The sequence below is a fragment of the Yersinia sp. 1252 StPb PI genome, from assembly GCF_048593885.1.
GTDB classification, from domain to species: Bacteria; Pseudomonadota; Gammaproteobacteria; order Enterobacterales; family Enterobacteriaceae; genus Yersinia; species Yersinia enterocolitica_E.
Window position 1 is genome coordinate 1 of the sequence record NZ_JAZGQE010000009.1, and the last position, 14,399, is coordinate 14,399.

The following is a 14,399-nucleotide window of genomic DNA, read 5'->3' on the forward strand; positions in this document are numbered from 1 at the left end:
GAAAATAAATTTATTATTTATCAGTTGATTAAACGCTTACTCGCGGGTAATTAGATGAAATTGCTCTCGGTTAGATGGAGTTGGCACGCTAAGTGCAATATCTACCCTGTAGATGCTCATCTCACTTATTATGATAGCGTGGTGTTATAGCCAAATTAGCTTCATAAACCCAGAGATGATGCAGAGCCGATTTTAGGGTGCCTATTGTCCATGTAAACGATGTCGAATATCTTCATCACATACCGGGCATAACGTTGAGTGAGGCGCCGACATTGTTGTCTGTAGACCTGAAAATTTTAGACGCTTGCCTTTCCGGCAAGCGTTTTTTTTTGCATACCCTTCGTACTTGAAGCCGCAGGGTTGTTAGCTGCGCTAGTTACTCGGCCCATCCGTGGGCCTCGCCTCGTTGAGGCCGCTGCAAGCAGCGTTCAAATCTGCTCCCGACAGATTTGTTCCCCGAGTCACTGACTTGAGTCAGCTCATCGGGATGAGTTTGCTGGCTGCCTACCTGCAACTCCAATTACTTTGGGTACTCTTTGCTACTTGAAGCCGCAGGGTTGTTAGCTGCGCTAGTTACTCGGTCCATCCGTGGGCCTCGCTTCGTTGAGGCCGCTGCAGGCAGCGTTCAAATCTGCTCCCGACAGATTTGTCCCCCGAATCAGGAGCAGAAAAAAGGCCCCGTAGGAGCCTTTAGATTGCTGTTTTGCTAATGGTCAGAGCGATTCCCCATTCTGCCGCAAGGTCAACAGTAGCCCCTCACGACGCGCCTGCGCTGCATCTTCAGGGCGATGCAGTTTATCCAGGGCATCAGCTAACCATGCATAGTCATAACCGTCTGGACGCTGCTCAAGCGCTGCTTTAAAGGCTTCGTGGGCCTTCTCCCATTCACCGTGTTTTAGCATGAGTTGGCCCAAGGTGCTATTAAGTAGCGGGGTCGCGCCATGTTGCTTGATGTGCTGGCGCAATGCTTTCTCCAGCGGCTCTGGGTTACCTGATTTTAAGCGTGGGATCAGGAGTACTAAGCGCTCATCATACTGACGCTTCAGGCCATCCAGAATGATTTGCTGGGCGACATCATGATCGTCACACTCAATTAGGTGTTCTGCCAGTGCGACTTGCAGCGGGATCTCATTGCGGACTTTTCGGCTTTGATCTTTCCACCAGCGTTTCAGACCATCACTGCCTTCTTCCGCCATACATTGATTCATCATGCCAATATAAGCTTGCTGCTCCAATGCGGCGATTTCTTCTGGTGTATGGACCTGCACTTTGCTCATCGCGGGTAAAATTTCCAGCAATGAACTGTAAGCACCGGTACGCAGGAAAGCCTGTTCAGCCAGACGCAGCACTTCTGGGTGACGTGGGGCTTGATCCAATAAACGATCCACTCCATGGCGGGCCGCATGAACGTGGCCTTGCGCCAGTTGAATGCGCACTCGGGTGATATCTACCGGCAACTGATCTGTATCAGCAACTTCTGCTGCTCGTTCCAGATATTGATTGGTACGGAATTCATCGCCACGCTGTTGGGCAGCTTCCGCAGCCAGCAGGTAGTTTACCATCGGTTGTTCAGCATGATCGGCATTACGGGTGAGCAACTTTTCAACCTGCTTGAAATCCCCTTCGGCTAGTTTGATCAATGCAGCTTTGGTTTGCTTACGAGCGCGGGTGCGTTTGCGGCCCATAAACCAACCACGGGTACGGGCACCGGTGCGGAAAATACGGCGCAGTATCCATTCAATGATAAGGAACGCGACCAATACCAGCACCAATATAATCACCAGACCGGTCACGCTGGTCTCAACGTTATAGTTGTCAGTTTGAATCAATACATAGCCTTGGTGCCCAGCCAACATGGGGCCGAGGACGATGCCGGCGGTCAGGATAAGGAATAACAGTAAAACTCGCAGCATACTTATTCCCCCTGAGCGGCAACTGGCGGTTGTGCCAGTAAGTTACGAACCCGGGTTTGCATCAATTTTTCCAGCATTGGCTGGCTCTTCAATTGATCAGGTACGTCCATTGAGATTGACTGTTGACTCAGGCTCTCTAGCTCATCCAGAAAAGCTTTGGTGCTCGGGTCATTCACATCGAAATAAGCGCGAACCCAAGTGGAGATAGTCTCCAGTGACTGTTTGTACACTTCGTCTTGATGGCGAGGGACTGCCTGAGCCGCGACCAGCAAGCGGGAGCGAATATTCTCGCGTAAATAAACATCCTGATTCGGTGCCAGCAGTGGCTCTGCGCTGCTATCACGGCGGCGGATAGTAATAAAATCAGACATAAAGCTGTGCCAGCTTTTGGTTAGATTCTGACGCCATTCGGCTAATGAACTGGATAGCTCATCGCTATCGGCATCCATCGGCGAATCATCGGTATTGTTATCAGCCAAACGTAGATTATCCACCTGATTCGACAGCTGATTTAGTTTGAGGATAATGCCGTCAAAATCCACCTGGCTTACCGCTGAAAGGGTACTGATGTCCTCGGTGAGTGCGCGGCGTACGTCGATAAGACTTGGGTCATTCATGTCAGCCAGACTGGCATCGGCACTTTTCAGTAAAGTCGCTGCGGTGGCGACATCCTGATCACTCCACAGTTTGCGCCCAGCCATTTTCACCAGAAAATCCGCCTGTGCCAGTAGCCATGTTTTGGCATCGCTACCCGAAATAGTGGCGACTTTTTCCTGTAATTCGTTAAGTTGGCGGATCAGCGAGGTTTGCTGACGATCTGCTGCTTCCAGCGCTTTGCCTTGCTGTTGTAGTAATGACTCAAGCTGCTGTTTTTCCTGCAATTGGCTCTGTTTTAGTTCAGCCAACTGTTCTTGTAGCGCGATATTCGCCACATCTTGTAACTGAGCCTGCTGCTGTCCGTGATAATAAAGCCCGGCACCCAGCGCGATAGCCAATGCAATAGCAATGGCACCCAGAATTGGGCCGGTTCGTTTCTCCCGGCGGCCTTCAGGTTCTGGCTGTTGGTGCCTCTCAACCGCAGTGGTTGTCTCTTCCACTGGTGCGGATGGGGTATTTTGTTCCGTCATATTGGGCATCCCATAGTCAGGTTTCAGGTTTATTGAAAGTCTTGTAGCGCGCGGATCAGCGCGTCATTATCCGCATTTTCTGCCACCCGGGTATCACGCCAGCCCATTTGGGCGGCCAGGGCAGCCAAACGCTCACTCACTACAACCAGGCGGCAGCGTAGCAGCCACGAAGAACGATAGTAATCAGGAACTAAAGTATAGATCTGTTGTAACATTTCGCCGCTGGTCACTACCAGAATATTGACCCCCGCACGTTGCCAATGCGCACTTTGCTCACTGCCATCATAAAAGATGGGGCTGCGTTGATAACATTCACAGTAGGTAATTGCCGCTCCTCGCTGTGCCAGACTTTCGCCTAGCAGTTCCCGCCCGCCATTACCGCGCAGTAACAACACCTTTTTACCGGACAGTGTTTGCAGGTCTGGTAATGATAACAGCATCTCGCTGGTCTCCCCCATCGGGGGGAAGGTGACATGCAAACGGCTGGCAGTATGCAATGCCAATGCGGTGGTACGGCCAATAGCATAATAAGATAACTGTGCTGGCCATAACAGGTTATTTCTTTTTAACAGTGGGTTAGCGTAGCGGATAGCATTCTGTGATAACGCAAATACCAGATCACCAGCTTGCATCTCTTGGAGCAATGCCGGTAGTTTAGGCAGATCTACCCCCGGAGAGAAATCAATCAATGGCGCATGATAGGCAACCCGGCCCAGCGCACGCAGGCGACTGACTAACTGCTCTCCAGCAGGAGATGGACGGGTTACCAAAATGGTCATAGTGGGGGGGTATCCTGATAAACATCGGCCAATATTGCGCGCGCACCACGTGATAGTAACTCATCGGCCAGCTCAATCCCCATTTGCTCTGCATTCTCCGCCGGTCCTCGGCGCTCACCGCGAATGATCTCACTGCCATCCGGCGCACCGACTAATCCACGGAGCCACAGCGTGTTGCCTTCTAACTCAGCATAGCTGCCGATCGGCACCTGACAGCCTCCTTCGAGACGGGTGTTCATGGCTCGCTCGGCACATACTCGCAGCTCGGTGGCACGATGATTGAGTGGTGCCAGCAGTTGGCGGGTAAAATCGTCATCCAGGCGGCATTCAATGCCGACGGCACCCTGACCGACAGCCGGTAACGACTCCTCGGCGGGCATGGCGTAGCGAATCCGCGATGCCAGCCCCAGGCGATTGAGGCCCGCAACCGCCAGTATAATCGCGTGGTAATCGCCGTTATCAAGCTTGGCAAGGCGAGTGCCTACATTACCCCGCAGGTCGCGGATAATCAGGTCCGGGCGACGCTCGCGCAATTGGCACTGGCGACGCAGGCTGGAGGTGCCGACGATGCTGCCCGCAGGTAAATCATCGAGATGAGCAAAATGTGGCGCTACAAAAGCATCACGTGGATCATCGCGTTCACAAATGGTGACCAGACCCAAGCCCTCAGGGAAGGCGATGGGCACATCTTTCATGGAGTGGACGGCGATATCCGCGCGATCTTCCAGTAGGGCCAGCTCTAACTCTTTGACGAACAAGCCTTTACCACCGACTTTTGCCAGTGGGGTATCCAGAATGATGTCCCCACGGGTAACCATTGGGACCAACTCAACCTGCAAGCCGGGATGATTGGCTTGCAGTAAATGTTGAACATAATGTGCTTGCCATAAGGCGAGCGGGCTTTGTCGCGTGGCAATTCGAATAATTTTGTCTAACATTGCTTGTTACCGTTTTATATTTTGCGGCCCATCCTATCATTGACCAGTGAATGCTGTCAGTGCGATAGCCACATGAAGACGACGGATAAGAGCACAAGAAAGCAGCTATTGTAACAAATACATGGCGGGATAACTTCTTCCCTAATACCACGGCGTCGTTATCAGCCAACCTACCTGTGAATGTCAGCTAAGAAAGGTATAGATAGACATTACAATTGTAGGGATAGCTTTACGGTCAATCGGCAAGGTGTTAGATTGATCACGTTTCCAGCAATAATTCGTTAATTGTTATTCAAACAAAATGTCTTCAAACAAAATGTTTTTTGGTCAGTACAACAAAAAGTACATTTTTCGCTGAAAGTCAAAAAAAGTAATAAACGAATCTGGGACGCGGGTTTTTTTCTAAGCACCGGAACAATTCTAAGCACCGGAATAACCAGGCGAGACGTCTTGTACCTCTACATCGAGACACTGAAACAGCGACTGGATGCGATCAACCAATTACGAGTCGATCGCGCCTTGGCGGCTATGGGGCCAGCCTTCCAAAAGGTCTACAGTCTGCTACCGACCCTACTACATTATCATCATCCACTGATGCCGGGTTACCTTGATGGTAACGTTCCCCATGGCGTCTGCCTTTTTACGTCCAATGAAACGCAACAGGATTATCTGTCTGAGGTTGAAGCCAAGTGGGGCGAACCTTTGCAACAGAGTGTCGGCGGCGAACTGCCGATTACCGGCGTCTATTCTATGGGTAGCACTTCCTCCATTGGGCAATGCCATACTTCAGATCTTGATGTTTGGGTGTGCCATCAGGCCTGGCTCGATTCTGAAGAGCGTAACCGTTTGCAACAAAAATGCAGTCTGCTGGAAAAATGGGCTGCATCAATGGGTGTTGAAGTCAGCTTCTTCCTGATAGATGAAAACCGTTTCCGCCATAATGCCAGTGGCAGCTTGGGGGGCGAAGATTGCGGTTCAACCCAACACATATTATTGCTGGATGAGTTTTACCGCAGCGCGGTTCGCCTGGCAGGGAAACGTATTCTGTGGAATATGGTTCCGGTCGAAGAAGAAAATAATTATGACGATTACGTACTGTCGCTCTATGCGCAGGGCGTATTAACACCGAATGAGTGGCTGGATTTGGGCGGTTTGAGCACCCTGTCAGCCGAAGAGTATTTCGGTGCCAGTTTGTGGCAATTGTATAAAAGTATCGATTCGCCCTATAAGGCGGTGCTGAAAACCTTATTGCTGGAAGCGTATTCGTGGGAATACCCCAATTCTCAATTGCTGGCGATGGAGATCAAACAGCGCCTGCATGCCGGTGAAATTGTGGCTTTCGGTCTTGATGCTTATTGCATGATGCTTGATCGCGTCACTCGCTATCTGACCCAAATCAATGACACCACCCGTCTGAATTTGGTGCGGCGTTGTTTCTATCTGAAAGTGTGCGAAAAACTGTCCCGTAGCCCGGCGAGTGTCGGCTGGCGGCGTGAAATTCTCAGCCAACTGGTCAGTGAATGGGGCTGGAGTGACGAGAGTTTGGCGGTGCTGGATAACCGTGCTAACTGGAAGATTGAGCGGGTACGTGAAGCGCATAACGAACTGTTGGATGCGATGATGCAGAGTTATCGCAATTTGATCCGTTTCGCGCGGCGCAACAATCTGAGTGTCAGTGCCAGTCCGCAGGATATCGGCGTTTTGACCCGTAAACTGTACGCGGCATTTGAAGCTTTACCTGGCAAAGTGACGCTGGTTAACCCGCAAATTTCACCGGATTTATCGGAAGAACATCTGACTTTCATTCATGTTCCGGCAGGCCGTGCTAACCGCGCGGGTTGGTACTTATATAATCAAGCGCCCTCTATGGATGCGATTGTGAGTCACCAGCCGCTGGAATATAACCGTTACCTGAACAAACTGGTGTCCTGGGCCTATTTCAACGGCCTGTTGACCAGCAAGACACGGCTACATATTAAAAGCGCCAATCTGTGCGATACGGTGAAATTGCAAGAATTGGTGACGGATATCTCTCACCACTTCCCGTTGCGCTTGCCTGCACCGACACCTAAAGCACTCTATAGCCCGTGTGAGATTCGCCATTTGGCGATTATCGTCAATTTAGAGCATGACCCGACAGCGGCTTTCCGCAATCAGGTGGTGCATTTTGATTTCCGTAAACTGGATGTATTCAGTTTTGGCGAGCAGCAGCAGTGTCTGGTGGGCAGTATCGATTTGCTGTACCGCAACTCCTGGAATGAAGTGCGAACCTTGCATTTCAGTGGTGAGCAGGCGGTGTTGGAAGCATTGAAAACCATTTTAGGCAAAATGCATCAGGATGCGGCGCCGCCGGAGTCAGTGGATGTGTTCTGTTACAGCCAGCATTTACGTGGTTTGATTCGTACCCGCATTCAGCAGTTGGTTTCCGAGTGTATTGAGTTGCGCTTATCCAGTACCCGTCAGGAACCGGGCCGTTTTAAAGCGGTACGAGTTTCCGGCCAGACCTGGGGTTTGTTCTTTGAACGCCTGAGTGTTTCCGTTCAAAAATTGGAAAATGCGGTCGAATTTTACGGTGCGATTTCTAATAACAAACTGCATGGGTTATCGATTCAGGTAGAAACCGATCAAATTCATCTGCCGCCAGTGGTGGACGGTTTTGCCAGCGAAGGGATCATTCAGTTCTTCTTCGAAGGCACCGCAGATGAAAAAGGCTTTAACATTTATATTTTGGATGAATCAAACCGCGTTGAGGTTTATCACCACTGCGAGGGCAGTAAAGAGGAGTTGGTGCGAGATGTCAGCCGTTTTTATTCATCGTCTCACGACCGTTTTACCTACGGCTCCAGCTTTATTAACTTCAACCTGCCGCAGTTCTACCAAATTGTGCAATTAGATGGCCGTACCCAAGTGATCCCTTTTCGCAGCAACACGTTATCCCATCTATATATCGTCGACAAAGAGCCAAGCCAGCCTGCGCAGCAGTTGCAGTTACATTAATTTCCCCTGTGTCCTTGAAGCCGCAGGGGTGTTAGCTGCGCGCTCTTACCCGAATCACTGACTTGAGTCAGCTCATCGGGATGCGTTTGCTGGCTGCCTACCTGCAACTCCAATGACTTTGGGGAATGACTTGTGTCCTTGAAGCCGCAGGGGTGTTAGCTGCACGCTCTTACCCGAATCACTGACTTGAGTCAGCTCATCAGGATGCGTTTGCTGGCTGCCTACCTGCAACTCCAATGACTTTGGGGAATGACTTGTGTCCTTGAAGCCGCATGCGACTAGATAAAACTCACCTCTTCACCCGCCTGCGCGCTAGCCGCTTGCGATAATTTGGCGAAGAACTCTTCGCCGCTGCGTGAGCAATACCAGTGGCCTTCACGATAATTGAAATGGTAACCACCTGCTTTAGTCGCCAACCATACCTGATGCAGTGGCTCTTGGCGGTTGATAACAATCTTACTGCCATTTTCGAATGTCAGGGTCATCACCCCGCCATTGGTTTCATAATCGACATCACTATCGCCGCTAAAACCATCCAGTGTCTCTTCAATGTAAAGCATCAATTGATCGGCTAACTGATGAAACTCGCTATCGTTCATATTCGATTCCTATTGCTTTTCATGATCCACCTGCGATTATAGAGAGCATGAACGCATGAATCACAAGTATTAATGCGATTATACCCTTCATACTTGAAGCCGCAGGGGTTAGCAGTGTGCACTCACCCGAATCAATTACCGATGTAAGCGCATTGGGATTCGTTTGCGGCCAACCTGCAACGCCAGATTCTTTGGGTATAATAGGTGCTAAAACAATTTACAGGCGTTAAAAATGAAAAAAGAATTATGTTGGCCGCTGGCTGCGATGATGGTATTCGCACTGGCGGGTTGTGGCTTGAAAGGCCCGTTATATTTTCCACCCGCTGACAAACCAAAAGTAGAAACCGCGCAACCGGATAGTGGTCAGGTAGAGCGAAACCAGCAGGACCTGTCAGGTACCAACCAGACAAAATCTATTGCCGGGCCGCAGTAATTATTTTTATCGCAGCCAGATTGAGTCAGTATTTAATTTGCCCGTGCCAAATTTAGCCGGTAAATGAAAGTCAGCGGAGTATGAAATGCAGTTCTCCAAAATGCACGGTCTTGGCAACGACTTTATGGTTGTCGATGCAGTTACCCAAAATGTTTACTTTTCGCCGGAGTTAATTCGTCGATTAGCAGACCGGCACACTGGCGTGGGCTTTGATCAGATGCTGGTGGTTGAACCGCCTTATGATCCTGAGCTGGATTTTCACTACCGTATTTTTAATGCCGATGGCAGCGAAGTTTCTCAGTGTGGCAATGGTGCACGTTGTTTTGCCCGGTTTGTTCGGTTGAAAGGGTTGACCAATAAACGTGATATCAGTGTGAGTACCCAAACTGGCCGCATGATATTGAGTGTTACTGAAGACGAGCTGGTTTGTGTCAATATGGGCGAACCCAATTTTGACCCGCAAACGGTGCCTTTCAGAGCAACTAAAGCAGAGAAAACCTACATTTTACGCGCGGCGGAACATACGGTGTTGTGCGGCGTGGTATCAATGGGCAATCCTCACTGTGTGATGCAGGTTGATGATGTTTCGGTTGCTAATGTTGCCTTGCTGGGTCCAGTATTGGAAAGCCATGAGCGCTTCCCCGAACGGGCTAATATTGGTTTTATGCAGGTGGTTAGCCGCGAGCATATACACTTACGGGTGTATGAGCGCGGTGCTGGCGAAACGCAAGCCTGTGGTAGCGGTGCTTGTGCAGCAGTGGCGGTGGGGATCCAGCAAGAGTTGTTGGCTGAAGAGGTTCATGTTGAACTGCCAGGTGGCAGCTTGCATATCAGTTGGAAAGGGCCGGGCCACCCACTGTATATGACCGGGCCGGCAACACATGTGTATGATGGCTTCATTCATTTATAGTATACCCGTCGTACTTCAAGCTGCATGTGTGTTGGCCGCCTTCATGCAACTCGAATTATTTAGGGTATAAATATTCATTATGGCGGGTATTAAATGAAAAGTTATGAGGAGCAGGCGTTAGCTGGCATCGAGTTGGACGACGATGCTGTCATGCAGTACTTATTGCAAAACCCTGACTTTTTTATCCGCAATGCCCGTCTGGTCGAACAGATGCATATTCCTCATCCTGTTCGCGGCAGTGTCTCGCTGGTGGAGTGGCAGCTAGGGCGACAACGTAATCAGATTGGTCAGTTGGAAGAAGAGATCACCTTGCTAATGGAGCAGGCGGGCTTGAATGAAGTGTTGTTTAATCGCTTGCTGCAACTACAAAGCAATTTGGCTGCGGCCAGCAGCTTGCAAGATATGCTTAATCGCTTGCAGCGCTGGGCACGCGACTTCGGCTTGGCAGGTGCTAATGTGCGCTTATTCAGTGACCGCTGGCATATTGGTGCGCCGTCTGATTTCACCCATTTGGCACTTGCCCGTCACGCCTTCGAGCCACTACGTATTCAGCGTTTGGGGAGCGATAACCATTATCTGGGCGGTTTGAACGGGCCGGAACTGCTGTTGTTATTGCCTCAGGCCAAGCAGGTAGGGTCGGTCGCACTCTCGTTACTGGGCAAAGATGGCGATCTAGGTGTCATTATCTTCAGCAGCCGTGATACGCAACATTATCAGCAGGGCATGGGTACCGTGATGCTGAATCAGTTATCGACGTTATTGCCGAGCCTGCTGGAGCGTTGGATAGAGCCGGTATGACCGAATTCAGTGCCTCACTTGCCCCGCAGGTAGAGGCTTTCTTGCGTTATCTCAAAGTTGAGCGTCAGCTCAGTCCACTGACTATTACCAGTTATCGACGCCAGCTACAGGCACTCATGGAAATGGGCGAGCAAATGGGCCTGGCGCACTGGCAGCAGCTTGACGCGGCTCAGGTGCGGTCACTGGTTTCTCGCAGTAAACGTGCCGGTTTACATTCCTCAAGCCTTGCGCTGCGCCTCTCAGCTTTGCGCAGCTTTCTTGATTGGCTGGTGAGTCAGGGCGTATTGCAGGCCAACCCCGCAAAAGGGGTGAGTACACCGCGTTCAGGCCGCCATCTGCCAAAAAACATCGATGTCGATGAGGTCGATAAACTGTTGGATATCGACCTCAATGATCCCTTGGCGGTCCGTGATCGGGCGATGCTGGAAGTGATGTATGGCGCGGGTTTGCGTCTATCCGAACTGGTTGGCATGAACTGCAAACACGTAGATTTAGCCAGCGGTGAAGTCTGGGTGATGGGGAAAGGCAGTAAAGAGCGTAAAGTACCGATTGGCAGGACCGCAGTGACCTGGTTAGAGCATTGGCTGGAACTGCGCGAGTTATTTGAACCTGTTGACGATGCTATCTTTTTAGCCAATACCGGTAAGCGAATTTCAGCGCGCAATGTGCAAAAACGCTTTGCCGAATGGGGTGTAAAGCAAGGTGTCAGCAGCCATATTCACCCACACAAATTGCGCCACTCTTTCGCCACTCACATGTTGGAATCCAGTGGTGATTTGCGCGCGGTGCAGGAGCTACTGGGCCACGCCAATCTGACGACCACACAAATTTATACTCATCTCGACTTTCAACATCTGGCGACAGTGTATGATGCTGCTCATCCACGCGCCAAACGAGGCAAATCCTGATGCATTTTTATCGCCCACTCGAGAGTATTTCCGCCATTAGCTTCGATTTGGATGACACCCTGTATGATAATCGGCCAGTGATTACCCGCACTGAACAAGAGTCGGTGGCATTCTTACAGCAGTATCATCCCAATCTGGCGCAGTTACAGGCCGCTGATTTTCACCGTTTTCGCGCTGAATTGCTGGCGCAGGACCCAGGCATCTACCACGATGTTACCCAGTGGCGTTGGCATGCGATTGAACTGGGCCTGATACGTCATGGCTTAAGTAAGTCTGAGGCGCAATGTGGCGCTGATGCAGCCATGGAGAATTTTGCCCTATGGCGTAGCCGTATTTATGTGCCAGCGGCCACCCATGACACTTTGAGCGCGCTGGCGGAGCATTATCCGCTGGTGGCTATCACCAATGGCAATGCCGATCCTAAAGCCTGTGGTCTGGATCGATACTTCCAGTTTGTGCTGCGTTCCGGCCCCCATGGCCGTGCCAAGCCTTTTCGCGATATGTACCATAAAGCGGCAAACCATCTGGATATCCCACTCAAACAGATTCTGCATGTGGGTGATGATTTGACTACCGATGTCGCCGGCTCGCTACGTTGCGGTATGCAGGCTTGCTGGATTAATGACCGTCAGCAGAACCTGATGACGGCCAGTGATAGCCGCTTATTGCCACATATTGAGATTTCTCAGTTGGCTTCCCTGACAGCATTGCTATAATCCCCTGCAATAAATCTGTATAAATTCACAGTGGAATGGTGGCAAAATACCCGAATACTCGGCGATTTCGCTATTTTCCCTTACCCGATAAACGGTGCCTATGGACGTTTCTGATCTGCTCGACAGCCTGAATGAAAAACAACGCGAAGCCGTGGCTGCGCCACGCTGCAACCTGTTGGTCCTGGCCGGTGCAGGCAGTGGCAAAACCCGGGTGCTGGTTCATCGCATTGCCTGGTTGTTATCAGTAGAAAATGCGTCTCCGTACTCAATTATCGCAGTGACGTTCACCAATAAAGCGGCGGCCGAAATGCGCCACCGTATTGAACACTTGATTGGCACCAGTCAGGGCGGAATGTGGATTGGGACTTTCCATGGGTTGGCGCACCGCTTGCTGCGCGCTCACCATATGGATGCCAACTTGCCGCAGGATTTTCAGATTCTCGACAGCGACGACCAGCTACGGTTATTAAAGCGGTTGGTTAAAGCACTGAATTTAGATGATAAACAATGGCCACCGCGTCAGGCGATGTGGTACATCAACGGCAAAAAAGACGAAGGATTACGACCACAGCATATTGAGAGCTATGGCAATCCGGTTGAAGCCACCTGGCTGCGTATCTATCAGGCGTATCAGGAAGCTTGTGACCGCGCCGGTCTGGTGGATTTTGCCGAGCTGTTGCTGCGAGCACACGAATTGTGGCTAAACAAACCCCATATTCTTAATCATTATCGTGAACGCTTCACCAACATTTTGGTGGATGAGTTTCAGGATACTAACAATATCCAATACGCCTGGATTCGTCTGCTGGCAGGCGACCGTTCTAATGTGATGATTGTCGGTGACGATGACCAATCAATCTATGGCTGGCGTGGGGCGCAGGTGGAAAATATCCAGCGCTTTTTGAAAGATTTCCCCGGCGCTGAAACCATCCGGTTGGAGCAGAATTACCGTTCTACCAGCAATATTTTGACGGCAGCAAATACCCTGATTGCCAATAATGATGGCCGCATGGGGAAAAATCTGTGGACGGACGGTGCCGAAGGCGAACCGATCTCACTCTATTGCGCCTTTAACGAACTGGATGAGGCGCGCTTTGTGGTTAACCGCATCAAAGCCTGGCAGGACAACGGTGGTGCTCTGAATGATTGTGCCATCTTGTATCGTAGCAACGCCCAATCGCGCGTTTTGGAAGAAGCACTATTGCAGACCGCGATGCCGTACCGTATTTATGGCGGTCAGCGCTTCTTCGACCGTCAGGAGATTAAAGATGCACTGGCTTATTTGCGGCTAATTTCCAACCGTAATGATGATGCTGCTTTTGAGCGAGTGGTCAATACACCTACTCGCGGTATTGGCGATCGTACCTTAGATGTGGTGCGCCAAACCGCCCGTGACCGTCAGCTAACGCTGTGGCAATCAACCCGTGCCATGTTGCAGGAAAAAGTGCTGGCAGGCCGCGCAGCCTCTGCACTGCAACGGTTTGTTGAGCTGGTCGACTCCCTGGCTCATGAAACGGCGGATATGCCGTTGCATGTCCAAAGTGACCGGGTGATTCGTGATTCCGGTTTGTGGTCGATGTACGAACAAGAAAAAGGTGAAAAAGGTCAGGCGCGCGTTGAGAACCTTGAAGAGTTGGTCAATGCGACCCGCCAATACAGTTATCAGGATGAAGATCAGGATCTGATGCCACTACAGGCATTTTTGTCTCATGCGGCGCTGGAAGCGGGAGAGGGGCAGGCCGATGCTTATCAGGATGCAGTGCAATTAATGACTCTCCATTCCGCGAAAGGCTTGGAGTTCCCACAGGTGTTCATTGTGGGTATGGAAGAGGGGATGTTCCCGAGCCAGATGTCACTGGATGAAGGTGGCCGCTTGGAAGAAGAGCGCCGACTGGCCTATGTTGGGGTCACCCGCGCGATGCAGAAACTGACTCTTTGCTATGCAGAGAGCCGCCGTCTGTACGGCAAAGAGGTGAATCATCGGCCATCCCGCTTTATCGGCGAACTGCCGCAGGAATGCGTCGAAGAAGTACGGCTACGTGCAACGGTTTCTCGCCCGGTTAACCACCGCAATATGGGGACGCCGATGAATGAAAATGACAGTGGTTTCTCACTGGGTCAACGGGTGCGTCACCCTAAATTTGGTGAAGGTACCGTGGTTAATCTGGAAGGTAGCGGCGAACACAGCCGGTTGCAAATCGCTTTCCCCGGAGAGGGGATTAAGTGGTTGGTCGCGGCTTACGCCCGATTAGAGGCTGTATAAATTTACCCTGCGGTCTTG

12 protein-coding genes are annotated in these 14,399 nt (G+C 50.9%); 7 read left to right on the forward strand and 5 right to left on the reverse strand.

Annotated elements, in window-relative coordinates; genetic code table 11:
• Positions 1-713: 713 nt before the first annotated feature.
• Genes hemY through hemC form a run of 4 tightly spaced genes read right to left on the reverse strand, consistent with a single transcriptional unit; the run spans position 714 to position 4,757 of the window.
• Complete coding sequence (hemY, locus tag V2A85_RS02525; protein ID WP_083161892.1) at positions 714-1,913, reverse strand: protoheme IX biogenesis protein HemY; 1,200 nt, start codon at positions 1,911-1,913, stop codon at positions 714-716.
• 2 nt (positions 1,914-1,915) lie between these two features.
• On the reverse strand, positions 1,916-3,040 hold the full coding sequence (gene hemX, locus V2A85_RS02530) for a uroporphyrinogen-III C-methyltransferase (protein ID WP_083161894.1): 1,125 nt from the start codon (positions 3,038-3,040) through the stop codon (positions 1,916-1,918).
• A 29-nt stretch (positions 3,041-3,069) separates the two neighbouring features.
• Entirely contained in the window at positions 3,070-3,819 is a 750-nt protein-coding gene (gene hemD, locus V2A85_RS02535) for a uroporphyrinogen-III synthase (RefSeq protein ID WP_372560074.1), read from the reverse strand.
• Complete coding sequence (gene hemC, locus V2A85_RS02540; protein WP_372560073.1) at positions 3,816-4,757, reverse strand: hydroxymethylbilane synthase; 942 nt, start codon at positions 4,755-4,757, stop codon at positions 3,816-3,818. The genes hemD and hemC overlap by 4 nt, the downstream gene beginning before the upstream one ends.
• A gap of 450 nt (positions 4,758-5,207) precedes the next feature.
• On the opposite strand from hemC, the gene V2A85_RS02545 reads away from it, so the two are divergent.
• Positions 5,208-7,754 (forward strand): class I adenylate cyclase, encoded by a 2,547-nt coding sequence (locus V2A85_RS02545; RefSeq protein WP_372560072.1) that lies wholly within the window; start codon positions 5,208-5,210, stop codon positions 7,752-7,754.
• A gap of 278 nt (positions 7,755-8,032) precedes the next feature.
• Here V2A85_RS02545 and cyaY read toward each other — a convergent pair whose 3' ends face one another.
• Entirely contained in the window at positions 8,033-8,353 is a 321-nt protein-coding gene (cyaY, locus tag V2A85_RS02550) for an iron donor protein CyaY (protein ID WP_083161903.1), read from the reverse strand.
• A gap of 232 nt (positions 8,354-8,585) precedes the next feature.
• Here cyaY and lptM point away from each other — a divergent pair, with 232 nt between their 5' ends.
• The 6 genes from lptM (at position 8,586) to uvrD (ending at position 14,381) form a co-directional block, all read left to right on the forward strand.
• On the forward strand, positions 8,586-8,786 hold the full coding sequence (gene lptM, locus V2A85_RS02555; RefSeq protein WP_083161905.1) for an LPS translocon maturation chaperone LptM: 201 nt from the start codon (positions 8,586-8,588) through the stop codon (positions 8,784-8,786).
• Between the two features lie 85 nt (positions 8,787-8,871).
• Entirely contained in the window at positions 8,872-9,696 is an 825-nt protein-coding gene (gene dapF / locus V2A85_RS02560; protein WP_372560070.1) for a diaminopimelate epimerase, read from the forward strand.
• Positions 9,697-9,789: 93 nt separating this feature from the next.
• Positions 9,790-10,494 carry a DUF484 domain-containing protein gene (locus V2A85_RS02565; protein WP_083161909.1) on the forward strand — a complete coding sequence of 235 codons (705 nt, stop codon included), beginning with the start codon at positions 9,790-9,792 and terminating at the stop codon, positions 10,492-10,494.
• On the forward strand, positions 10,491-11,402 hold the full coding sequence (xerC, locus tag V2A85_RS02570) for a tyrosine recombinase XerC (RefSeq protein ID WP_372560069.1): 912 nt from the start codon (positions 10,491-10,493) through the stop codon (positions 11,400-11,402). Before V2A85_RS02565 ends, xerC begins: the two co-directional genes overlap by 4 nt.
• Positions 11,402-12,118 (forward strand): 5-amino-6-(5-phospho-D-ribitylamino)uracil phosphatase YigB, encoded by a 717-nt coding sequence (gene yigB, locus V2A85_RS02575; RefSeq protein ID WP_420070850.1) that lies wholly within the window; start codon positions 11,402-11,404, stop codon positions 12,116-12,118. The genes xerC and yigB overlap by 1 nt, the downstream gene beginning before the upstream one ends.
• Positions 12,119-12,218: 100 nt before the next feature.
• Positions 12,219-14,381, forward strand: a complete 2,163-nt coding sequence (gene uvrD, locus V2A85_RS02580) for a DNA helicase II (protein ID WP_420070851.1) — start codon at positions 12,219-12,221, stop codon at positions 14,379-14,381.
• Positions 14,382-14,399: the final 18 nt, after the last annotated feature.